The organism is Pseudomonas sp. Marseille-Q5115, from assembly GCF_916618905.1.
In the GTDB taxonomy this organism is placed as follows: Bacteria; Pseudomonadota; Gammaproteobacteria; order Pseudomonadales; family Pseudomonadaceae; genus Aquipseudomonas; species Aquipseudomonas japonica_A.
The window spans coordinates 2,560,320-2,582,957 of the sequence record NZ_CAKAKI010000001.1 but is presented as its reverse complement, the minus strand read 5'-3'; the positions used below and the strand labels follow the sequence as shown (position 1 = coordinate 2,582,957).

Sequence of the window (22,638 nt, the reverse complement as noted above, 5' to 3'; positions counted from 1 at the left end):
ACAGGCTGCAAGTGGCAAGTTGGATAGTGGTGGGGCAACCAGCGTGATCGTGCGGTTGATCTGCTTTGACTTGAAGCTTGTAACTTGTAGCTTGTAGTTCAAGGCTTGTAGCTCTAAGGACCTTTTATGACTCAGAAATTCGACGTGGTAGTGATCGGTGCCGGCCCTGGTGGCTATGTAGCCGCTATCAAGGCTGCCCAGCTCGGCCTGAAGACCGCCTGTATCGAGAAATACCAGGACAAGGAAGGCAAGACCGCACTGGGCGGTACCTGCCTGAACGTGGGTTGCATTCCCTCCAAGGCGCTGCTGGACAGCTCCTGGAAATTCCATGAAGCCGAAGACGGCTTCAAGGCACACGGCATCAACCATGCTGGCGTGACCATGGACGTTCCAGCGATGGTGGGCCGCAAGTCCCAGATCGTGAAGAACCTCACCTCTGGCGTCGCTACCCTGTTCAAGGCCAACGGCGTGACCCTGCTCGAAGGTCACGGCAAGCTGTTGGCCGGCAAAAAGGTCGAAGTCACCGGCAAGGACGGCAATGTCGAAGTGGTCGAGGCTGACAACGTCATCCTGGCTTCGGGCTCCCGCCCGATCGATATTCCGCCGGCCCCGGTCGACCAGAACGTCATCGTGGACTCCACCGGCGCCCTGGAATTCCAGACCGTGCCCAAGCGCCTTGGCGTGATCGGCGCTGGCGTGATCGGCCTGGAGCTGGGTTCGGTGTGGTCGCGCCTGGGCGCGGAAGTCACCGTGCTCGAAGCACTGGAGAAGTTCCTGCCGGCCGCTGACGAAGCAGTCTCCAAGGAAGCCTACAAAACCCTGACCAAGCAGGGCCTGAACATTCGCCTGGGCGCTCGGGTTACCGGCTCCAAGGTGAACGGCGACGAAGTGGAAGTCACTTTCACCGACGCCAACGGCGAACAGAAAATCGTCTTCGACAAGCTGATCGTCGCGGTTGGCCGTCGCCCGGTGACCACCGACCTGCTGGCCACCGACAGCGGCGTTGACATCGACGAGCGTGGCTTCATCTTCGTCGACGACTACTGCGCCACCAGCGTGCCGGGCGTGTACGCCATCGGCGACGTGGTGCGCGGCCTGATGCTGGCCCACAAGGCTTCCGAAGAGGGCATCATGGTTGTCGAGCGCATCAAGGGCCACAAGGCCACGATGAGCTACGACCTGATCCCGTCGGTCATCTACACTCACCCGGAAATCGCGTGGGTAGGCAAGACCGAGCAAACCCTGAAGGCCGAAGGCGTTGAAGTGAACGTCGGGACCTTCCCGTTCGCCGCCAGTGGCCGTGCCATGGCAGCCAACGACACCGGCGGCTTCGTCAAGGTGATCGCGGATGCGAAAACCGACCGCGTACTGGGCGTCCACGTGATCGGCCCAAGCGCCGCCGAGCTGGTTCAGCAAGGGGCGATCGGCATGGAATTCGGTACCAGCGCAGAAGACCTCGGCATGATGGTGTTCTCGCACCCGACCTTGTCCGAGGCGCTGCACGAAGCCGCGTTGGCCGTGAATGGCGGTGCCATTCACATTGCCAACCGCAAGAAGCGTTAACAACAAGAAACCACGGCGTGCCGCCCGTCGTTGGCCCTGAACAGGGCTTGCCGCGGAACGCATGCCGGACTCGATCCCGCTGTCGTGGCCTGGAACGGACGCAATTCTCGTCCGCTTCCACGGCCTGGCCGCGGGTAGCAGTCACAGGTGGCGCGGCACTCCCCGGAGCGCAGCGCCGAGAGCGCAGTACCTAACGAAGACGGTAATAAGCATGAACCTTCACGAGTATCAGGGTAAGCAGCTGTTCGCTGAGTACGGCCTGCCGGTATCCAAGGGCTTCGCGGTAGACACGCCGGAAGCAGCAGCCGAGGCGTGCGACAAGATTGGCGGCACCGAATGGGTCGTCAAGGCACAGGTCCACGCAGGTGGCCGCGGCAAGGCTGGCGGCGTAAAGCTGGTCAAGAGCCGCGAGGACGCCAAGGCGTTCGCCGCGCAGTGGTTGGGCAAGCGCCTGGTCACCTATCAAACTGATGCCAATGGCCAGCCAGTCACCAAGATCCTGGTCGAGTCGTGCACCGACATCGCCAAGGAACTGTACCTGGGCGCCGTCGTCGACCGTTCCAGCCGTCGCATCGTGTTCATGGCGTCCACCGAAGGTGGCGTGGACATCGAGAAGATCGCTCACGACACCCCGGAAAAAATCCTGAAGGCCACCATCGACCCGCTGGTCGGCGCTCAGCCGTTCCAGGGCCGTGACCTGGCCTTCCAGCTGGGCCTGGAAGGCAAGCAGGTTTCCCAGTTCGCCAAGATCTTCACCGGCCTGGCCAAGCTGTTCCAGGACCACGACCTGGCACTGCTGGAAGTGAACCCGCTGGTAATCAAGGCCGACGGCGACCTGCACTGCCTGGACGCGAAGATCAACATCGACGCGAACGCCATGTACCGTCAGCCCAAGCTGAAAGAGTTCCATGACCCGTCGCAGGACGACCCGCGTGAAGCCCACGCTGCCAAGTTCGAACTGAACTACGTTGCCCTCGAAGGCAACATCGGCTGCATGGTCAACGGTGCCGGCCTGGCCATGGGTACCATGGACATCGTCAACCTGCACGGCGGCAAGCCGGCCAACTTCCTCGACGTGGGCGGTGGCGCTACCAAGGAACGCGTGACCGAAGCGTTCAAAATCATCCTGTCCGACACCAACGTGGCTGCCGTTCTGGTGAACATCTTCGGTGGTATCGTTCGTTGCGACATGATTGCCGAAGGCATCATCGGCGCAGTGAAGGAAGTTGGCGTGAAGGTCCCTGTGGTTGTTCGCCTCGAAGGCAACAACGCTGAACTGGGTGCCAAGGTTCTCGCAGAAAGTGGTTTGAACATCATCGCGGCTACCAGCCTGACCGACGCTGCTCAACAAGTCGTCAAAGCCGCGGAGGGCAAGTAATGAGCGTCCTGATCAATAAAGACACCAAAGTCATCTGCCAGGGCTTCACCGGCTCTCAGGGTACTTTCCACTCCGAACAAGCCATCGCCTACGGCACCAAGATGGTTGGCGGCGTGACCCCAGGCAAAGGCGGCACCACCCACCTGAACCTGCCCGTGTTCAACACGGTCAAGGAAGCGGTAGAAGCCACTGGCGCCGAAGCCTCGGTCATCTACGTACCGGCTCCGTTCTGCAAGGACTCTATCCTTGAAGCGGCCTTCGGCGGTATCAAGCTGATCGTCTGCATCACCGAGGGTATTCCCACCCTCGACATGCTGGATGCCAAGGTCAAGTGCGACGAGTTGGGCGTACGCCTGATCGGCCCTAACTGCCCAGGCGTGATCACTCCCGGCGAATGCAAGATCGGCATCATGCCAGGTCACATTCACTTGCCAGGCAAGGTCGGTATCGTTTCGCGCTCCGGCACCCTGACCTACGAAGCTGTGAAGCAGACCACCGACGCCGGCTTCGGCCAGTCCACTTGCGTGGGCATCGGCGGCGACCCGATCCCGGGTTCTACCTTCATCGACATCCTGAAGCTGTTCCAGGAAGACCCGAAGACCGAAGCGATCGTGATGATCGGCGAGATCGGCGGTTCGGCTGAAGAAGAAGCCGCTGCCTACATCAAGGCAAACGTCACCAAACCAGTGGTGTCCTACATCGCTGGCGTGACCGCGCCACCTGGCAAGCGCATGGGCCATGCGGGCGCAATCATCTCTGGCGGTAAAGGCACGGCTGACGAGAAATTCGCTGCCCTGCAAGACGCTGGCGTGAAGACCGTTCGTTCCCTGGCGGACATCGGCAAGGCCTTGGCCGAGCTGACTGGCTGGGCTGTGAAGTAATTCACCCCCGCAACCGCTGCAAGCAGAGGCCACCTTCGGGTGGCCTTTGTTTTTTTGTGGCCGGGCAATCGTATAAACTGGCCGCCACCTCGCTGGCCTGCCGGGCCGGCGCACGAAGCAAGCGAAAAAGAGAATAGCCATGGGCGCACAGTGGAAAGCAAAACATAGAGAGGCAGCGGCCAACGCCAAGGGGCGGATTTTCGGCAAGCTGGCCAAGGAACTTCAAATTGCCGCGCGCTCCGGTGCCGACCCGGACATGAACCCCCGCCTGCGCCTGGCGGTGGAACAGGCCAAGAAAGCCTCCATGCCGCGGGATACCCTGGAGCGTGCAATCAACAAAGGTGCTGGCCTGAGCGGCGATGCCGTGCAGTACACGCTGGTGAAATACGAAGGCTTCGCGCCGCACCGGGTACCGGTAATTGTGGAATGCCTGACCGACAACGTGAACCGTACCGTAGCCGAGATTCGCGTGCTGTTCCGCAAGGGGCAGCTCGGTGCCGAAGGCTCGGTGTCGTGGGATTTCAATCACTGCGGCATGATCGAAGCAGCGCCCGCCACTGCCGACGCCGACCCTGAACTGGCCGCGATCGAAGCCGGGGCGCAGGATTTCGAGCCGGCCGAGGAGGGCGCTACGCTGTTCCTGACCGAAACCACCGACGTGGATGCGGTGCAAAAAGCCCTGCCGGACCATGGCTTCACTGTGCTGTCAGCCAAGATCGGCTATGTGGCCAAAAACCCGGTCACCCTCACCGACGACGCCGAGCTGGCAGAAGTGGAGGCTTTCCTCGATGCCATCGACGGGCATGACGACGTACAGAACGTGTACGTTGGGTTGGGTGGCTGATACGGCTCCCTGCCCGCTGCAAACCTTGTGGGTCCGGGGGAACCCCGGAAATATTCACAGGCGTAGCGTGGCAACCCGCTACAACGTCGCCTCCACGTCCCGGAAGCACGGCCGGGCGCCGGGGTCGGGCTGCTGGCAGGCATCGCTCAGGGCTTTCCAGCCTGGCGGTGCCGTCCTGCAGCGGCCCGCCACTTCCTCCAGCAAAATCCCGAATGCCCGTACCTCGATAGCCTCGAGCTTGCTCGCTAGCGCCTTGTCTTCAGGGCGATAGCGGCTGGCGGCGCCGAAGTCGCCAAGCAGCGCATGGCCGTCGTTGCGGTACAACACGTTGTGGCCGTAGAAGTCGCCGTGCATCACGCCGCGCTCATGCAGATGCCGGGCGGCGCTGGCAAGCCCGCTGAGCATTCGATGGGCGGCCGCCGTTTCGAACGACAGCGTAGGCGCATAGACATCCCGGGTACAGCTCTCGAAACTTGGCGGCCCGGCAAGGATTCGATAGGCCGGGTCGATCAATTCCATGACCATCCCTGGCAAACCCTCGGGGTGGCCTTCTAGCTGGCCGCGCTGAGGCACCAGGCTCGGGTGGCTGCCCGCGTGCAGGCAGGCTTCTATTTCATCCTCCGGGGCGCCATCGCTGGTACGGTGCGCCTTGAAACACTTGACGGCGACAGGCTCGCCGGTGGGCAGGTTCGCCTGATATACCGTGCCGGAAGCGCCTTCGCCGAGTTTGCGGCCCATGCTCAAGGCCTGCCACTGCAGTGCTTCTACAGGGGCCGATGGGCGGGCCGGGCATAGCGGGTTGCCTGCGTAGGCCAACCAGGCGAGGCGAGGCAGGTCAAGCAGCCAGGGCGGCAATTGCTCCAACCGATTGCAGGCAATGCGCAGCAGTTCCAGCTCAGCGTTTTGAGCCAGGCTCTCGGGCAGGGCACGCAGGCGATTACCGGCAAGCATCAATTTGCGCAGGCGCGGGAACCCATCGAACGTATCGGGCAGGTGCTCGATACGGTTATCCGTAAGGATCAGCCAGCGCAAGGCAGGTGGCAGCGATTGCGCCGGCACCTGGCTTATCTGGCAGGCCTTGAAGCCGATCATTTCCAGCGCCGGGCATTCGCCTAATACGTCGGGCAGGGTCTCAAAGGGGTTGTTGGAGCAGAAGATCACCTTGAGGCGCTTCAGCCGCCCCAGTTTCGCAGGAAGCGTCGTCAGCCGGTTGCCGCTCAGGTTGAGCACCTCAAGGGTGTCGGCCAGATCGAAAACCTCTTCGGGCACTTCGCTTAAATCCAGATTGAGGTCCAGCCGGGTTGCACCCGCCAGTTGCCCGTCTCGCAACCGCTCCAGCGTATTCATGCGGGTGCCTGCGAACGGCCCAGCTGGCCAAGGCGGCTCTGGCTGCGCATGAGGTCAATAGCCGAGGCCTCCAATGCCTCATTCAAGGGGTACTGGCTGGTGACGGTCAACTGCTTGTCGCGGTCGTACAGCACGTCGACCAGATTGATAAAGCGCTGCTGCACTGCGATGGAACACTCCGCCAGGCAGGGTAGGCCTATCAATACCCAATCGTCGTAACGCTCGCACAGTTCGAGATAGTCCATTACGGCCGTTGGCGCCTCGCAGAGGTCGGTAAAGGTGAAGGCGACCCTGCGCCCTTCGCTGAGCCGGGCACGTAACTGACGGTTACCCACCTGTAGGGTAATCGGGGCAGCATTCGCCACCCCCAAGGCTAACAACTGGGCGACGTCTGGCTTGAGCAGATAGGCGCCTGTGACGAACCGCTGCTGGTTGCCAGACCCAGGCTGGCTGCGATAGTCCTGTTCGCCGCCCACTTCCAGCACCTCCATCTCGGCCGCGATCAGCCGGATCACCGGCAGAAAACGTTCATGGTAGAGCGGATTGGGGAGCAAGCCCTCGGGTGCGTAGTTGGAGGTAACCACCAGCAACACACCGCGAGCGAACAGCGCCGCGAACAACCGGCGGATAAGCATCGCATCGCCGATATCGTGCACATGGAACTCGTCGAAACACAGCAGGCGGCAACCGCTCAGCAGTTCATCAAGGGTGCGCTCCAGTGCGTCCTCATTGCCTTTATGACGGAACATGCCCGCATGAAGGTCGTTGAAGAACCCATGAAAATGCAGCCGGCGTTTGCCTGGCGCGTCGACGGCCTCATGAAAACCGTCCAGCAGCCAGCTCTTTCCCCGGCCTACCTTGCCATAGAGGTAGAGGCTGCGCGGCCCGCTGAATCGCGCCTGGGGGTCGGCCAGCAGACTGGCTCTCGCCGCAAGGCGTTCGATTACCCGCCGCTGGCTTTCGCCCAGGGTGTACCCCTGGCGCTCGGCGCGGGCCTGGAAGAATGCTTTGATTGCCAGCGCCGGCGCAGAATTGTCTACGGGCGGGATGGCAGGGGCGGAGCCAAAAGAGAACCAGGAACGTTTCGAAGGCAAGGGCAAGTCTCGTCGCAACCTGAGCGGCCCTCGATTATATACGCAGCACTGTCTAGATGCCTTCGCCGACGGCACGCTCCAATATCGCCCTGGAGGGCAGGCCTACCGCGCTGACCATGGCGTAGTTATAGGAAGGGTCGGACCAGTAATCGGCCTGCAATTCGCCGTCGCGCCGGCTGCCCCGCGGCAGCATGTGATAACCGGGGCCAGGCGGGCGAACGTAGAAACTCGCGCGCTGCCCGGCAGCGTTTTCATACACCACCATGGCGGCTGGGCCCTGATCGGTGTTCAGCAGGCGAGCACTCCGGGGCTCGAACCCTGCAGCGGACAGGTCCGGAAGGCGTTGCGCCTGGCTGAAATAGCGGTCCAGCCACGCCTGAACCCCGTTCCCGCCCTCGGCTGTGTAGTCGGCCGGCAGGATGCCCTGCACCGCGAACATACGGTACGCCTGCAAGGCATCCGTCATCGGCGCGGCGGCAACGCGAACTTCCATCGGCCCGCGCGCTTGCCAGCCACCTACCGCGCCAGCGCCCACCGCTACCACCAGCACGGCGGCTTGAGCCATGCGCCGGGCACGCTGGCCACGCACACGGCGCGCTACTGTTACCGGGTCCAGCACCGGGTTGGGTGCGGCGTGCAAACTGCCGCTCCAGGCTGCACGCAGCTGCTGCGCGTCCTGTTGCCATGCGGTCACAATAGCCCGGGTTTCGGGGTGATCGTCCAGCCAGGCTTCGAGCCGTTGGCGGTCTGCCGCGCTCAGTTGGTGATCGACGTAGGCATTGAGGTCATTTTCGGAGGGGGGCAGGGTCATCATTTGTAGATTCGCACGGCAGGTCGGGTGATTTCGCCTTCGGTGAGTTGATGCAAGGCTTTTCGCGCTCGGGAAAGACGGGACATTACAGTGCCGATGGGCAAGCCCAGCACATCAGCGGCCTGTTGGTAACTCAGGCCCTCCACAGTGATGGCGAACAGCAGGGCACGCTGTTCCGGCTTGAGAAGTTCAAAGGCGCCGAGCCCCGCTTGCGCCATCACGGTACGCTCGGCCGATGGCAGCGCGTCGTCACGGCCTGCGAACAATTGCAGCATGCGGGCATAGCGCTGGGCGCTACGGTGCCCGTCGATGAACCGTCGGTAGAGAATCGAAAACAGCCAGGCGCGCAGATCCCCTTCGGCACGTTTGCCCTTCCAGCGGCTCAGTGCCCGCTCCAAGGTGGCCTGAACGAGATCGTCGGCGTTATGGCTGTCGCGTGTGAGGGACAGGGCAAAGCGCCTTAGCCTGGGGAGCAACTCACGCAGTTCGTCGTTCAGGTCGGTCATGGGCGCAGGCCGGTAGGGGGGCGAATCAGCAAGACGCCCCCGCGGTGGATTTATTCCGCGCCGTTCAGCGCAGGCGAGGCACCAATCCCGCTACTACCTTGAGCAGGTCCTGAGCGAGCCGTGCCGAGCGGGCACCAGACCACTCCGCCCGGGGTTCAGGCGCATCCAGGTGATCCTTGAATGGCATTTCGAGGGTCATCGCCAGGCAGTCGAAACGCTGCCCCACAGCGTTGCACGCCAGCCGCATATTCGCTTGCCCGGGCGCGTCACGGGTGTAGCCGTGCACCTGCTGGAAGTCCGGCGTCTGCTGGCAGAGTGCGTCGCGGAAGGCCGTCTCGAGCGCGGCGAGCCGCGGCGTGTAGCCAGGGTTCCCTTCACAGGCGGCGGTGAACACATGAGGGATTTCCTCGTCGCCGTGGGCGTCGATGAACAGGTCTACACCGTGCAGGGCCATGTGATCCCGTACGAAATGGACTTCCGGTGTTTGCGCCGGTGTCGAGTCCTGCCAGGCCCTGTTAAGGTCCTTGCCGGCCGCGTTCGTGCGCAAATGGCCATGGAAGGCGCCATCCGGATTCATGTTCAGTACCAGGTACAGCTCGGCCTGCTGCAATAGCGCCTCCATCCACGGCTGATGCTGTTCAAGCGCTTCGATCACGCCTTCCATGAACCATTCGGCCATGTGCTCGCCAGGGTGTTGTTGGGCGATCAGCCATACCTTGCGCTTGCCTGCCGTACCCTCACCCGCCCGGAATAAGGGAATGTCCCGCCCTTGGAGGCTTTTGCCACAGGCGATTTCCTGAACGCCTGGAAGGTTGCGGGCCCGCTCGATCAAGGCGAAGTGACGTGCTTCCCGGTAGGGCTCGAAGTAGGCGAAGGAAATGCCGCTGGCCTCGGCGGTCACGTTGAAGCGAAGTGCCTGGCCATCGTATTCGGTTGGCACGCGGAACCACTGGACACCGTCGTACGATGCTGCGGTGTTGTACCCCTGCCAGGCGCTGGGATAGGACGACTGGCCAGCGTTGGTAATGACGAAGCCGTGGCGGCGCCCGACCTCCAGGCCTTCTGCTCGGAAGTGAAACCATTGGAAGTGAGCACTGCAGCTGTCGGGCAGGATTGCAAGGCGGATGTTGGAAGGGTCGCTGCCATCCAGTAGCTGGATATTTCCGGTGTCGAAGTCTGCGCTGATGTCGACGAGGGGAGCGTTAACGTGCATGAGCGATTTCGCTAGAGAACAAAAACGAAAGTGTACACCGTGCGTCGATTATGCCCCACCCCGGGTGCCGATCAGCCTCCGGCTTCGTCGGCTTTGCCCTGATCATGGCCGGACGTGGGCTCCAGGCTGTGAACAACCATGGCGCGGGCCAGGTCGACCAGATGGACAACAGTGAGGGCAAGGTGCCGCGCCTGGCCTGTGTGCTGGTCGGCGCTTTCATAGGCGACCGCAGCGGCGCAGTGCAGCAGAGCATCGGCGTGGGCCAGGGCGTGGGGGGAATCCAGCGTGGCGTTGGGGCGAAACGGCCCGGTGAAAGTGGCATTCATCAGAGAGCTCCTTGCTCGAACGCAGTAGCGATTAACAATGCGTGCAGTATAAATTACCCGCTGTATTAGGATCGCTCTTAATCCATTACGCGATATGTATGGCCCGCGCCTCACCAGCCGGTAAGGTACGCGCCATGGAAACCTGGATAGAAATCGTCAAACTCAAGATGCGCGAGCGCAGGCTCACCCAGGAGCAGCTTGCCGAACGTATCGGTTGCTCCCAGGGCGCGGTCAACCATTGGCTCAGTGGCCGGCGCCGGCCAGACCTGGACACCATGAACCGTGTCCTCAAGGAGCTCGGCGAGGAGAACCTGGAAGTGGTGCAGATGCTGCGGGTCAACGAACAGCGCGGCCTTTATGATTCCGCAAACGGGGTAGCGGTCCCCCAATGGGCCATCAGCCAATCCGCTTTCCGTTACCCGGTACTGGAATGGGCCGCCGCCGGCGACGCCAAGCCTTCGATTGCGCGCTATAGCACTGGCAAAAGCCATGTGAGCGATTACCACGCCAGCGGTCCGGCGTTCTGGCTACGGGTAGAGGGCGAAAGCATGAGCGCGGCCTATGGGCGCAGCGTTCCTTCGGGATCACTCATTCTGGTGGATCCTCTGGCCCCGGCCTCGCCGGGCAGCCTGGTGATCGTCAGCGCACCGCTGCAGCAGCAGGCGGTGTTTCGCGAGTTGCAGGAAGAGGGCGGAAGGCGTTACCTCAGGGCACTAAACCCTGCCTGGCCCGTGTTGGCCTGGGAGAGCGACTGGCACGTCAAGGGTGTGGTAGTGCGGGCCATGCTGGCCTTGGAAGAGGGCTAAATGCAGAAAGGGGAGCCGAAGCTCCCCTCAAAGGTATGTTGCATATGCTCTTGTTATGATTGTCAGGCCGCCTGTTGTTGTTTTTGGTAGCTGCCCGTGCGTGTTTCAGAGCCCCCATCCGGGGCCAAGAGCAAACGTATTTTTTTGAGCGCTGATCCATCCTCACCTGAGGGTCCAACCGTACACCTGCTGCCTCGGGGCAGTTTTATTGTTGTGTGTCCAGTTGCGGGCAATGCCCTGGAAAACGCACCTTCCTCAAAAAAATCTGTTGGCTTCGTCTCTGCCGCGGTTGTTCTTGTTATGCCAGAGCCGTTCGTATTGTTGTTATGGGTGAAGCTTGGTTTTCTTGTTGTTCTTGTACCGATTCAGATAGCAGGCGGCGTGCCAACTATTAAAATCGCTTTTTAATCAATGACTTGCCAAAAATATGGCGTTGAGGTGGCTGGGTTTCCAGCCATGGGTGTTTCCTGCTTACCCGCTTCGGTGGGAAACCGAAGCACCAGGTAACACTTTATTCACACAGCCGCCACGTCTAGTGCCAGAGCTTCGCGCTCACGCTTCACGATGCCGGCGCACAGCTCGATCAGTTGCTCGCGCATCCACCGATTGGCCGGGTCCTGGTCGGTGCTTTCGTGCCAGTAGAGGTGCGTCTCCACCGTATTCACGTCGGCTACCGGTAGCGTGCTGCAAGGCAAGTCGTGTCGCCTGGCAAAGCGCTCTGGCACGGTCATGACCATGTCCGTCTGCTGCAGTACCTGCGACGCCATCATGTAATGCTGGGAGCGAAGCGCAACCTTGCGCTGCCGGCCCAGCTTGCCCAGGGCAAGGTCCACTTCCCCCAGGCCGTTTCGGCGGCTGGAGATATGAATATGCGCCTGCGCCAGGTAGCTGTCGAGGGTCAGCGGTTTTCCTTCCAGAGGGTGGCCTTTGCGCATGGCGCACACATAACGGTCTTCCATGAGCTTCACATGGCGTACCTGTGGGTCGGTGTTCAGCGGGGCATCAACGGCGAAATCAAGCCGGCCGGCGGCGAGTTCCTTGGTGGTCTCGCGGCGTTTGCACAGGAAGCTTTCGATCACAAGCCCAGGGGCCTGGCGGCGCAGGCGGCGCAACAGCGAAGGCAGCACGATGGCCTCGATGAGGTCTGTCATGCTGATCCGGAAAACCTTGCTGGCCTGTGCAGGGTTGAACAGGCGGCTTTCCTGTACCGACACCCGCAACAAGGCCAGCGCGTTGCGAACCGGCCCGACAATGTTCTGAGCCATGGGTGTGGGCACCATGCCTTGGGCGGTGCGCACGAACAGGGGGTCGTTGAACGTTTCCCGCAGGCGGGCAAGGGCATTGGAAACGGCGGGGTGAGTGATGCCCACAATCTGGCCAGCGCGGGTGAGGTTCGCTTCCGTGTAGATCGCATCGAAGACAACGAAGAGGTTGAGGTCTACCTTGCTGAGGTTCATTGGCGGCGTACTCGTTCTTATTGTAGAAGCGGGGCGTATAGCGCTTATGAATGTTTATACACGAGGATAATAGCCTCGCCAAATAGCGCAACGGTCTTCTAGCATCACCTCATCGGGCCCGCTGGGGCCTTCCTGGAGCACCGGACTTCTATGGATTTCGCCTATTCACCGCGGGTCGAAGCATTGCGTGCCCGCATCATCGCCTTCATGGATGCCGAGGTATTCCCGGCTGAGGCGCGCTTCGCCGAAGAACTGGCACAAGGCGATCGCTGGCGTCCCACCGCAATCATGGAAACCCTCAAGCAGCGAGCTCGCGAAGCGGGGTTATGGAACCTCTTTCTGCCGGAATCCGAGCTGGGCGCCGGGCTTACCAACCTGGAATACGCGCCGCTGGCCGAACTGATGGGGCGTTCACCCCTTGGCCCCGAGCCATTCAATTGCTCCGCCCCGGACACTGGCAACATGGAGGTGCTGGTGCGCTACGGCACCGAGGCGCAAAAGCAGCGCTGGCTGGCGCCCCTGCTCAGCGGCGAGATCCGTTCGGCGTTCGCGATGACCGAGCCGGACGTGGCCTCTTCGGACGCCACGAACATGCGCGCCACTGCGGTACAGGAAGGCAATGAGTGGGTCATCAATGGTCGCAAATGGTGGACCTCCGGTGCCTGCGATCCGCGCTGCCAGGTGATGATTTTCATGGGGCTGACCGACCCGCAAGCCCCGCGTCACCGGCAGCACTCGATGGTGCTGGTACCCATGGATACCCGGGGTGTGAAGGTATTGCGCCCACTGACGGTGTTTGGTTACGACGACGCACCGCATGGGCACGCCGAGGTTCTGTTCGAAGACGTGCGGGTGCCTCTGGAGAACGTGCTTCTGGGGCCCGGGCGCGGTTTCGAGATCGCTCAGGGCCGACTGGGCCCGGGCAGGATTCACCACTGCATGCGCTCGCTGGGAATGGCCGAACGCGCCCTGGAACTGGCTTGCCGCAGGGCGCTGGAACGCGAGGCCTTCGGCAAGCCGCTGGCGGCATTGGGTGGCAACGGCGACCTGATCGCCGACTCGAGGATGGAAATCGACATGGCGCGGCTGCTTACGCTGCGGGCGGCTTACATGATGGACACGGCGGGTAACAAGGTAGCGCGCAGCGAGATCGCGCAGATCAAGGTGGTCGCGCCGAACGTGGCGTTGAAAGTAATCGATCGCGCCATTCAGCTGTACGGCGGCGCGGGGGTGAGTGGCGATACCCCGCTTGCTTATATGTATGCGATGCAACGCACCCTGCGCCTGGCCGATGGCCCTGACGAAGTGCACCGCGCTGCCGTCGCCAAATATGAGCTGGACCGTCATCGCCCGGCAGGTTGAAGCCACACCTCAACGCGGCGATTGCGGCTGCGGCCGGCTTCATAGGCATTGCTGGCGACAGGAAGCGCGGCACCCAGCCCTAGCACCTGGCGGGGTGCGATGCCACGCTTGGCGAGTTCGCGTCGAATGGTCATGGCCCGCAGGCGCGACAACAGCAGCGCCCGCTCTGGCTCGCTCTTGGTATCTCCGAACCCTATCAGCACAAGGCGTTGGCGCTCTTCGGGGCGAGATGCCAGAAAGGTCGCCAGCCGATCGATATCGGCCATGGCTTTGCTGTCCAGGGCGGCGCTGGCCCCGGCGAACCTGAACGTCACCGTAAGCCGTTGGCCTTCTCGCGCCACCGCCAGCAGTGGCTCTGGCATGCCGGTAGTAGGTTGTACCCGCACGGCATGAACCTGTTGCGCCACGAACCCCTGCCGTGCAACGACCTGCTGCCCGGCATCGCTCTGAGCGAAGCGCACCAGCGCACCGGCCCAGGGGTTGAGCGTGTCGGCCGCCTTGTACAGGTACAGCCTTCGTGAGAGCAGATAATCCTCTGTCGCAACGGTTTCGGTTGTTGGCAGCAATGCTCGCGTACCGACGTCGGCGATGGCCAAAGCCCGTGCCTTACGGATATAGGGCAAGCCGATGAAGCCGATGGCCTGTGGGTCGTCGCTAACGGCCTTGCTCAAACTGTCGCTGGCTTCGAAGCGGGCGGCGGTTGCCGACAACGTGAGCCCGCGTGGCCCCAGCACCAGATCACGGAACGTCTCCCAGGTACCAGAACGCTCATCGCGCGCCAGCAGGTGGATGGCGCCCAGTGGCACGCCCAGTTGCTCCCATTGCGTTACCCGGCCGGCAAAGACTTCCGCGAGCTGGTTGGCTTCCAAGCTGCGCAAGGGGTTGCCGGGATGCACAATGACTGCCACGCCATCAACGCCGATGACCTGCTCGGCACCGCTGGAAACTGCGTCCATCTGCCCGTACAGGGCAGCCTGCTCGCTGGGGTGGATCGCTCGGGAAGCAGCAGCCAGGTCGGCCGTGCCCGCGTGCAGCGCAGCAAAGCCAGTGGTCGTACCATGGGCGTCGATTTCCACCTCCAGGGCCGGCCCCGAAGCGGGATGAGCCAGCACGCTCCACTCGTTGGGGGCCTGAGGCACGACCTCAACCTGCATGTTCTGGCTCGAGAACAGGCCCTCGACCAAGGCCGGGCCCAATGCAGCGCCGATCGTGTTCGAGCCCTGAATGCGCAATACAGGCAAGGGGTCGGCGCAGGCAGACGTGATGATGACGAACACGCCGACGCAGGCAAACAAGCGACGGCGGGACCTGGATCGGAACATGGTGGGCCCTTGGCGGGTGGGGCCCGCAGATTAAGACAGGGGCGTTACCGTAAGGTGACAGCCGTCAGGCCAGCTCGAGCCAGATCGGCGCATGGTCGGACGGCTTTTCCATTGCGCGCAGTTCATAGTCGATACCCGCGGCTTTAACCCTGGGCAGTAGCCCGGCAGCGGCCATGATCAGGTCGATCCGCAGGCCGCGTTTGGGCATGTCTTCGAACCCGCGGCTGCGGTAGTCGAACCAGCTGAATACGTCGTTCACCTCGGGATGAAGATGGCGCCACGTATCGACCAGGCCCCATTGCTTGAGGCGCCCGAGCCACTCGCGCTCCTCCGGCAGGAAACTGCATTTTCCGGTGCGCAGCCAGCGCTTCATGTTTTCCGGACCAATGCCTATATCGCTGTCCTCGGGGGAAATGTTCATATCCCCCATTACCACTACCGGCTCCCCATGGGGGTCATGGCGTTCCAGCAGGCTTTGCAGGTCGGCGTAAAACCGCGCCTTGGCCGGAAATTTGGTCGGGTGATCGCGGCTTTCGCCCTGGGGGAAATAGCCGTTCATGATGGTCACCACCTGGCCGGTGTGGTCCTCGTAGCGGCCGCGGATAAACCGGCGTTGTGCGTCGTCGTCATCGCCTTCAAACCCTTTGTCCAGACTGATCGGGGGTTTGAGCGAAAGCAGGGCGACGCCGTAATGGCCCTTCTGCCCATGAAAATGCACGTGGTAACCCAATGCCTGAATGGCTTGGAGTGGAAACTGATCGTCTGCCACCTTGGTCTCTTGAAGCCCGATGACGTCGGGACGGTGCCTGGCAATCAACGCCTCCAGCTGATGGGGCCGCGCGCGAAGGCCATTGATATTGAATGAAACGATTTTCATGACGCGACCACCTTGCCGGAAAAACGCAAATGCTAACGGAGCAGCCGCGCGCGGGCCAGTCCAAGGCATTCGCGGCGGGCAGCAAGGCGCAACCGTGGTAGGATCCCAGCCCATGATGTATCCAGGACGAACATGTGGCGCGCTGTTAATGGCCTGCCTCGCAACGAATGCCGAAGCCCAGGGCCGCCTTCAGGTAGAGCTGAGCCCGCCTGACACGGCGCTTCGGGCCAACATAGAAGCCTACATTGGCAGCGTGGCCGATCACGACGAGCAAGGCCTGCGCCAGCTCAGCCGAACGGCACAAGCGCAGGCGCGCGAGGCGGCCGAGGCGCTGGGTTTCTACCATGCACAGGTAGACGCCGAGGTGACCGGCGGCGATCAACCCACCTTGCATGTGCGGGTTCAACCGGGGCAACCGGTACGCTTGCGCAACGTGGATGTGCGCATCGAAGGGCCCGCCGCGGCAATGCGAGAATTCGCGGTGCCGCGCAGCACTGCGCTGGCCCCAGGCGCACCGCTGAACCATGGCCATTACGATGACGCCAAGCGGCTGATCCTCAATCAGGCCTCTCGCTTCGGCTTTTTCAAGGGGCACTTCGAACAACAGCAACTGCGCATCGACCCGGTTGCCGGTGTGGCGGATATCCAGCTTCATTACCAGAGCGGCCCGCGTTACCGCTTTGGCGACGTAAGCTACCAGGGCGACTCGATCATCGACTCGCGCCTGCTGCAACGCATGGTGCCATTCCAGCCCGGCGACCCGTATAACGCAGATCTGGTAGCCCAGTTGAACAGGGACTTGCAAACCAGCGGCTACTTCCAGGGTGTAATCGTTGATGCGTCACCCCAGGGCGCCGATGGCCAGACCATTCCTGTGAAGGTAACGCTCGAAGCGCGCGCACCTCGTACCCTGGGCCTTGGCGGGGGCTATTCCACCGATGTGGGGCCACGCTTGAAAGCCAACTGGACCCGCCATTGGGTCAATCCTCAGGGCCATTCCTATGGCGCGGAGGCAGAGCTTTCCGCCCCCCGACAGAACATAGGCTTGTGGTACGACGTTCCGCTGGCGTCCCCCCTTAACGACAAGCTGCGCTACGCCGCCGGTTACCAGTATGAAGAGATCGCCGACACTGACAGCTTGAGCAAGCTGCTCACGGTGGGCCCTGAATGGCATAGCAAATTGCCCAGTGGCTGGCAGCGTGTGATCTCTCTGAAATGGCAGCGCGAAGAATACCGCCTGGGCGACGATGCAGGGCTGAGTAACCTGGTAATGCCCGGTATCAGCTACAGCTACCTGCACAGCGACAGCAAGGTAGACCCAAGCAACGGCTACCGGGTTGTATTCGATGCACAGGTTGCCAAGGAGGGGCTGCTGTCCGATGCCAACCTGCTGCACGGCAACGTACAGCTACGCGGGCTGACCACTGTCTTCGACAAGCACCGCTTCCTGGGCCGTATCCAGCTTGGGGGCAGCGCCACTAACGGTTACAAGGCGATTCCGCCGTCACTACGGTTTTTCGCCGGTGGCGACCAGACCGTGCGTGGCTACGACTATCAAAGCCTGTCGCCGGAAAACAGCGACGGGGACAAGATTGGCGGCCGCTATATGGTCGCCGGCACTGCGGAATACCAGTACAGCGTGGCACCCAAATGGCGAGTCGCGACATTTATCGATCAGGGTAACGCGTTCAACAGCCTGGACCTGCCCAGCTTGAAAACCGGTGTAGGCGTGGGGCTGCGCTGGGTGTCGCCCGTGGGCCCCATCCGGGTAGATATCGCCCGTGGGCTGGATGAAGGGGGAGGGTTTCGATTGCACTTTTCCATGGGGCCTGAACTATGACCCGGCGCTGGCGTTGGCTAGTCATTACCGGTGGGGCCTTGCTGGCACTACTTGCAATGGTCGCGGTGGTGATGTGGGCCCTGCTTGGCACAGAACGCGGCAGCCGCTGGCTCCTGGCCCATGTGCCGGGCGTGAGCGTTGAAGGCTTTGAAGGCCGCCTGGCGAACCACTGGCAAGCGCGTGAGCTGACATGGGTCGGCGCCGACGGTATGCGCGTTACGGTGCAAGCGCCACGGCTGAGCTGGTCGCCAGGTTGCCTGTTCAAACTCACCCTCTGCCTGGGTCGGGTACAGGCCGAGCGGGTGAGCATTACACCTCCGGCCGCAACGCCACCCGCCAGGGATACCGGCCCACTTCAGTTGCCGGATCTGAACCTGCCGCTCGCCCTCCAGCTCGGCCAGCTCGACATCGGCGAAGTGGCCTACGCAGATTCAATGGTAATCACCGGTGTGCACCTGGCTGCAGCCTGGAATAAAGACGGGCTGCGGATCGGTAGCCTTCAACTCACGAAAGGTGACCTTCGCCTCGCCGTGGACGGGACAGTACTTCCCGCCGGGCAGTGGCCAATCGACGCCCGGGTACACCTCGCATTGCCCGCCGTGGATGATCGCCCATGGGAAATCGCAGCCACCCTTGAAGGCGAAGTGGCGAACCGCCTCGCCTTGGCCGGGCGCAGTTCAGGCTATCTGGACGCTAACCTTGAGGGCACGCTGCACGCGTTGGCGGACAATGTGCCCGCCACCCTTAGGATCACGGCCGAGCATTTCGTGGCCCAGCAGTCCTTGCCTCGTACGCTGGCCATCGAAGGCTTGCAGCTACGCGCGGACGGCGATCTGGAGCAGGGCTATGCCATTGAGGGCGACGGCCGATTCCCAGCGGAACAAGGCCCGATTGACCTGCGCCTGCGCGGCAGGGTAAACGCACAGGGCGCATGGGTAGACGACCTCAGCCTGCGCGCAGATGACACTCACCGGGTAAGTGTGATCGGCAACCTCGCCTGGGGCGGCGATCTTGCAGGTGAAGCCAGCCTGGACTGGCAGGATTTTCCTTGGACCCGGCTGTATCCACAGGATGCCCCACCACCCGTGGCCGCCACCGCCTTGAAGGGCATGGTGCGTTATGGGAATGGCCATTTCATGGGTAACCTGGCGGGGGATTTTCAAGGGCCGGCCGGGCCATTCAGCGTCACTACGCCGTTCAGTGGGGACGGCCAGCAACTGGTGTTGCCACAACTGCACGTGGCTGCAGGCAAAGGGCAATTGGACGGGCAGTTGGCACTGGGTTTCGTCGAGGGGGTGAGCTGGGCGGCGGACCTGAACCTCTCCAATCTGGACCCGGCCTATTGGGTCGCTGCGCTGCCGGGCAAGCTGGGCGGCGCGATCACCAGCAAGGGGCGTTTTCAGGCCGGCGCGCTTGAGCTCGCGGCCAAGCTTGGGATCACCGGGCAACTGCGTGGCCAGCCCGCCAGCCTGGTAGGCCGGGTGGAGGGCAGCGGCGCCGCCTGGCAATTGGCGGATCTTGATTTCGGCCTCGGCGGCAACCACCTCCAAGGGGCCGGGAGCAGCAATGGGCGCCTCGACGGCAAGCTCACGCTCGACGCCCCGCGCCTGGACCAACTGTGGCCGGGCCTGGCGGGTGCGGTCAAAGGTAGCCTGAACCTGGCCGGCACGCCTGCCAACCCCCAGGGCCAGCTGGACCTGGACGGGCGCCGGGTGGCCTGGGAAAGCAACCGCATGGCCACCCTGACGTTGCGCGGGCGGCTCGATGCCCGGCAGCGCGGTACGTTGTCGCTCGAGAGCACTGGGCTGGCCGCTGGCGATACCGAGCTGGGAACCCTGGCGGTTACCGCTAATGGCGATGCCGAGCAGCACGCCCTGACCGCGCGCCTGGAGGGCCCCGCTGTGGTTTTGGCTATTGCCGCCGACGGCCGCTGGCATGAAGGCGCCTGGAAAGGCCGACTGGCCAAGGGCACCGTGAAAAGCCATGGGCAAGCCTGGGCATTGCAAGCGCCAGCGCCGTTGCAGCGCCTGGCGGATGGTACGGTTGACCTGGGTGCCCACTGCTGGCGTTCGGGGCAGGCCAGCCTGTGTGCCGACAACCAGCGGCTGGCGCCCGATCCTCGTATCCGGGTGCGCCTGCGGGACTTCCCGATGGCGAGCCTCAAACCCTGGCTCCCGGAAACGTTGGAGTGGCAGGCAACCGCCAGCGCGGATGTCCAACTGGACCTGGGTGGCGTTGGCCCGAAAGGCAAGGTTGGCTTCGATGCGAGTGGTGGCACCTTGCGCGTGCGGCAGGGTGAGCAATGGTTGAGTTTCCCCTACGGCACCTTGCGCTTGGCCAGTATCGTCGCGCCGGGTGATGTGAATACCGAGCTAGTGTTCGATGGGCGCAAGCTTGGCCAACTGAATCTACAAGCCCGCCTCGATCCGTTCAGTCCCGCGAAAGCCCTGGCTGGCCGGTTCCGTTTCGATGGCCTGGACCTTTCTGCCTTGGGGCCGCTGGTGGAATCGGCAGACAAGGTAGCGGGGCGCTTGCAGGGTAACGGCACGCTCGGCGGTACCTTGCTGCAACCGCGCGTGGACGGCGCGTTCAGCCTCAGCGATGGCGCGGTTTCCGGGCCAGGTTTACCGTTGAGCGTGGAGGCGCTGACGTTGCAGGCGCGGATGAACGGCAATCACATGCAGGTTGATGGCCAGTGGCGCAGTGGCGCGCAAGGGCAGGGCAGCCTCGACGGCGAACTGGATTGGAGTGGCGCCTTGAAATTGGCCATCGCCGTGCGGGCAAGCCGTTTGCCCATTACGGTACTGCCTTACGCCGAGGTAGAAGCAGGGGCAGACCTTCGGCTGGCTTTGATAGACCAGAAGCTGGCGCTGAGTGGCAAGGTGAGTGTGCCTAAAGGCGCGATCACGGTTCGCCAGTTGCCGCCGTCCACGGTGAAAGTGTCGGACGACGCCATGGTGGTGGGGCGGGACGCGCCCGCGCGGGCCCAGGATGGGATCGCCATGGATGTGGACGTAGACGTTGGCCAGGAAAAGCTCACCTTCAATGGTTTTGGATTGCAGTCTGACATTGTGGGACGCCTGCACATCGGTGATAACCTGGACACCCGCGGCTCCCTTGAACTGCGCAATGGCCGCTATCGTGCTTATGGTCAGCGGCTCACACTGCGGCGCGCCCGGCTGTTCTTCACCGGGCCTGTGGACCAGCCCTACCTGGACGTGGAAGCGATCCGTCAGACCGATGACGTTACCGCCGGCATCCGCCTGAGCGGAAGCGTGCAGCAGCCCACGACCGAAGTGTTTGCCGAACCTGCAATGAGCCAGGAGCAGGCCCTTTCCTGGCTGATTCTGGGCCGGCCGTTGAGCACCAATGGTGAAGACAACAACGTACTCGCGCAGGCAGCGCTGGGCCTGGGCTTGATGGGGAGTGCATCCACGGCGGGCCAACTCGCCAATAGCCTGGGCATCCAGGACTTCCAGCTGGACACCGAAGGCAGTGGTGACACCACCAGCGTGGTCGCCAGCGGGAACCTGACCGACCGGTTGACCTTGCGCTACGGCGTAGGGGTATTCGAGCCGGCCAGTACGGTTGCGTTGCGCTACGCCTTGACGCGACAGCTGTACCTGGAAGTTGCCAGTGGTGTGGCCAGCTCCCTCGATCTTTTTTACAAGAAGGATTTCTAGGCGGGGGAAAGGTCAGGTTCGACGTCTCGCCGTGCTCGCTGAGGCAAAATCAACTGGGTGTACTCCTCGATCAGCCGTTGCACGGCTTCGGGGGGTTGGCACGCCTTGAAGGTGAGGCTGATCTGCACCTCGTCCGGGCTGCGCTGGGCAGGGTCCTTGCGCACGCCCCCCAGGGTTACGTAGAACCGCTCGGAATTGAGTTCGCCGTTTTCCAGGGCATGGGTGACGCCTTCCACCTCGGTGGCGGCGATCTTGACCGAGAGGTCGACCTTCATGGTGTCTAGCGCAAGCCCTTGAGGCGCGACCAGGGTGATGAGGGGGACTTGCATGCGGTGCTGATCATCGAGAGCCACTTCCACCATCTTGGCTTTCATGGGGGTGCCGAGATCGTCCACGTTGTAATCGAAAAACTGGTCGAAGAGTTTGATGTATTGTTGGGCGATCAGGGAATTTGCGCTGCTGGCGGCTTCGTGAAGGCCGCGGGTGATGTCCCGCAGGTCGCTTGGGACCATGGGTTCCTTTCGGGAAAACAATCCCACTGGGCAGTCTCCTGGGTAGTGTGCAGCGCTGGCGGTACCAGCGCTGCATCTGAACGGCTATGTGAACGCGGTGTTCTCAGGGCTGGGCGCCCGTGCCGCCAGGGCCTTTGCCGGCATTGGGACTTGTAGGCGCTGCAAGCACATTTGCCTCCAGCCCTTTCGGGTCGGCGACCAGGGTGTCGGAGGCGAGGCGAACCGGCTTCGCCGCCGCCTCGGTCAACACGTCGATAACGCGCATAAGGGCTTCAGGCGGGTCGAGGCGGGCGACCTTGGTGTTGAACGCATAACGGGCACGGGTATCGGTTTTGCGGGTTTGGGTCTTGTTATGGCTCATCTGGCCCTTGACCTGCAGCTTGAACGGCCCCCAGCCCAGCGATGCGGCCATCTCGCCACTTGTGCTGCTCTGGCTGGTGTCCTCCGCTGCCTGGGTGATGGTCAGTTCAAACTCGACCGTGCCTTCGGTGATTGCAATGTTGGGGTGAGTGACCGCTGCCAGCAGAGGGATCTGTACGGATTTAGCGACCGTACCCTTGTAGGTACCGTTTTCGTCGGTGATCGTTTCGTCATAGTCGAATTTCACCCCAACGGCTTTGCCATCCTGGATGCACACGCCCAGGAGGAAGTCCGCGTAGGATTTGCTCGCCGAGGTCTGTGCCTGGATCATCGCCTGGATCGGACCGGCAATCATCCGGTCCAGCGGCAGTGCGTTGATCACCGAGCCAATCAATTCGTTGTCTATCGTAGCCATGTGAAGAACTCCATTCCTTGGGTATAAGCGCGGCGATTACC

20 protein-coding genes are annotated in these 22,638 nt (G+C 62.5%); 9 read left to right on the top strand and 11 right to left on the bottom strand.

Going from position 1 to position 22,638, the window contains the following annotated elements:
* The first annotated feature begins 126 nt into the window (after nt 1–126).
* From lpdA to LG385_RS11910, 4 genes are all read left to right on the top strand, one after another.
* Nucleotides 127–1,563, top strand: a complete 1,437-nt coding sequence (gene lpdA, locus LG385_RS11925) for a dihydrolipoyl dehydrogenase (protein ID WP_181122163.1) — start codon at nt 127–129, stop codon at nt 1,561–1,563.
* 211 nt (nt 1,564–1,774) lie between these two features.
* Nucleotides 1,775–2,941, top strand: a complete 1,167-nt coding sequence (gene sucC, locus LG385_RS11920; RefSeq protein WP_181114431.1) for an ADP-forming succinate--CoA ligase subunit beta — start codon at nt 1,775–1,777, stop codon at nt 2,939–2,941.
* Entirely contained in the window at nt 2,941–3,822 is an 882-nt protein-coding gene (gene sucD, locus LG385_RS11915) for a succinate--CoA ligase subunit alpha (protein WP_181114429.1), read from the top strand. Before sucC ends, sucD begins: the two co-directional genes overlap by 1 nt.
* Before the next feature lie 139 nt (nt 3,823–3,961).
* The gene (locus LG385_RS11910) at nt 3,962–4,666 is read left to right on the top strand and encodes a YebC/PmpR family DNA-binding transcriptional regulator (RefSeq protein ID WP_225774465.1); all 705 of its coding nucleotides are present in this window, start codon (nt 3,962–3,964) and stop codon (nt 4,664–4,666) included.
* A gap of 78 nt (nt 4,667–4,744) precedes the next feature.
* Here LG385_RS11910 and LG385_RS11905 read toward each other — a convergent pair whose 3' ends face one another.
* The 6 genes from LG385_RS11905 to LG385_RS11880 all read right to left on the bottom strand — a co-directional run bounded on the left by LG385_RS11905 (nt 4,745) and on the right by LG385_RS11880 (nt 9,963).
* Nucleotides 4,745–6,013, bottom strand: coding sequence for a leucine-rich repeat-containing protein kinase family protein (locus LG385_RS11905; protein ID WP_225774464.1), 1,269 nt, complete (start codon nt 6,011–6,013; stop codon nt 4,745–4,747).
* Nucleotides 6,010–7,107: a cell division protein ZapE gene (gene zapE, locus LG385_RS11900; RefSeq protein WP_413247323.1), complete on the bottom strand. Its 1,098-nt coding sequence runs from the start codon at nt 7,105–7,107 to the stop codon at nt 6,010–6,012. The genes LG385_RS11905 and zapE overlap by 4 nt, the downstream gene beginning before the upstream one ends.
* A gap of 52 nt (nt 7,108–7,159) precedes the next feature.
* Nucleotides 7,160–7,921, bottom strand: a complete 762-nt coding sequence (locus tag LG385_RS11895) for an anti-sigma factor family protein (RefSeq protein ID WP_225774463.1) — start codon at nt 7,919–7,921, stop codon at nt 7,160–7,162.
* Entirely contained in the window at nt 7,918–8,424 is a 507-nt protein-coding gene (locus LG385_RS11890; protein WP_225774462.1) for a sigma-70 family RNA polymerase sigma factor, read from the bottom strand. Before LG385_RS11890 ends, LG385_RS11895 begins: the two co-directional genes overlap by 4 nt.
* A 64-nt stretch (nt 8,425–8,488) precedes the next feature.
* Entirely contained in the window at nt 8,489–9,637 is a 1,149-nt protein-coding gene (locus LG385_RS11885; RefSeq protein ID WP_225774461.1) for a M14-type cytosolic carboxypeptidase, read from the bottom strand.
* Between the two features lie 71 nt (nt 9,638–9,708).
* Entirely contained in the window at nt 9,709–9,963 is a 255-nt protein-coding gene (locus LG385_RS11880; protein ID WP_225774460.1) for a DUF6124 family protein, read from the bottom strand.
* A 134-nt stretch (nt 9,964–10,097) separates the two neighbouring features.
* Here LG385_RS11880 and LG385_RS11875 point away from each other — a divergent pair, with 134 nt between their 5' ends.
* Nucleotides 10,098–10,769, top strand: a complete 672-nt coding sequence (locus LG385_RS11875) for a LexA family protein (protein ID WP_225774459.1) — start codon at nt 10,098–10,100, stop codon at nt 10,767–10,769.
* A gap of 96 nt (nt 10,770–10,865) precedes the next feature.
* Nucleotides 10,866–11,177 carry a hypothetical protein gene (locus tag LG385_RS11870; protein ID WP_225774458.1) on the top strand — a complete coding sequence of 104 codons (312 nt, stop codon included), beginning with the start codon at nt 10,866–10,868 and terminating at the stop codon, nt 11,175–11,177.
* A 107-nt stretch (nt 11,178–11,284) separates the two neighbouring features.
* Here LG385_RS11870 and LG385_RS11865 read toward each other — a convergent pair whose 3' ends face one another.
* Complete coding sequence (locus tag LG385_RS11865; protein WP_225774457.1) at nt 11,285–12,226, bottom strand: LysR family transcriptional regulator; 942 nt, start codon at nt 12,224–12,226, stop codon at nt 11,285–11,287.
* A gap of 150 nt (nt 12,227–12,376) precedes the next feature.
* Between LG385_RS11865 and LG385_RS11860 the strand changes: the two genes are divergently transcribed.
* Nucleotides 12,377–13,588 (top strand): acyl-CoA dehydrogenase family protein, encoded by a 1,212-nt coding sequence (locus tag LG385_RS11860; protein WP_225774456.1) that lies wholly within the window; start codon nt 12,377–12,379, stop codon nt 13,586–13,588.
* On the opposite strand, the gene LG385_RS11855 is transcribed toward LG385_RS11860, so the two are convergent.
* Complete coding sequence (locus tag LG385_RS11855; protein WP_225774455.1) at nt 13,570–14,910, bottom strand: substrate-binding domain-containing protein; 1,341 nt, start codon at nt 14,908–14,910, stop codon at nt 13,570–13,572. The two genes, LG385_RS11860 and LG385_RS11855, sit on opposite strands and share 19 nt — an antisense overlap.
* 64 nt (nt 14,911–14,974) lie before the next feature.
* Nucleotides 14,975–15,787, bottom strand: a complete 813-nt coding sequence (gene xthA, locus LG385_RS11850; RefSeq protein WP_225774454.1) for an exodeoxyribonuclease III — start codon at nt 15,785–15,787, stop codon at nt 14,975–14,977.
* 112 nt (nt 15,788–15,899) lie between these two features.
* On the opposite strand from xthA, the gene LG385_RS11845 reads away from it, so the two are divergent.
* On the top strand, nt 15,900–17,627 hold the full coding sequence (locus tag LG385_RS11845) for an autotransporter assembly complex protein TamA (protein WP_225774453.1): 1,728 nt from the start codon (nt 15,900–15,902) through the stop codon (nt 17,625–17,627).
* Nucleotides 17,624–21,310: a translocation/assembly module TamB domain-containing protein gene (locus LG385_RS11840; protein ID WP_225774452.1), complete on the top strand. Its 3,687-nt coding sequence runs from the start codon at nt 17,624–17,626 to the stop codon at nt 21,308–21,310. The genes LG385_RS11845 and LG385_RS11840 overlap by 4 nt, the downstream gene beginning before the upstream one ends.
* Here LG385_RS11840 and LG385_RS11835 read toward each other — a convergent pair.
* Complete coding sequence (locus LG385_RS11835; RefSeq protein WP_225774451.1) at nt 21,307–21,822, bottom strand: DUF2589 domain-containing protein; 516 nt, start codon at nt 21,820–21,822, stop codon at nt 21,307–21,309. The two genes, LG385_RS11840 and LG385_RS11835, sit on opposite strands and share 4 nt — an antisense overlap.
* 103 nt (nt 21,823–21,925) lie before the next feature.
* Nucleotides 21,926–22,597, bottom strand: a complete 672-nt coding sequence (locus LG385_RS11830) for a DUF2589 domain-containing protein (protein WP_225774450.1) — start codon at nt 22,595–22,597, stop codon at nt 21,926–21,928.
* Nucleotides 22,598–22,638 lie beyond the last annotated feature (41 nt).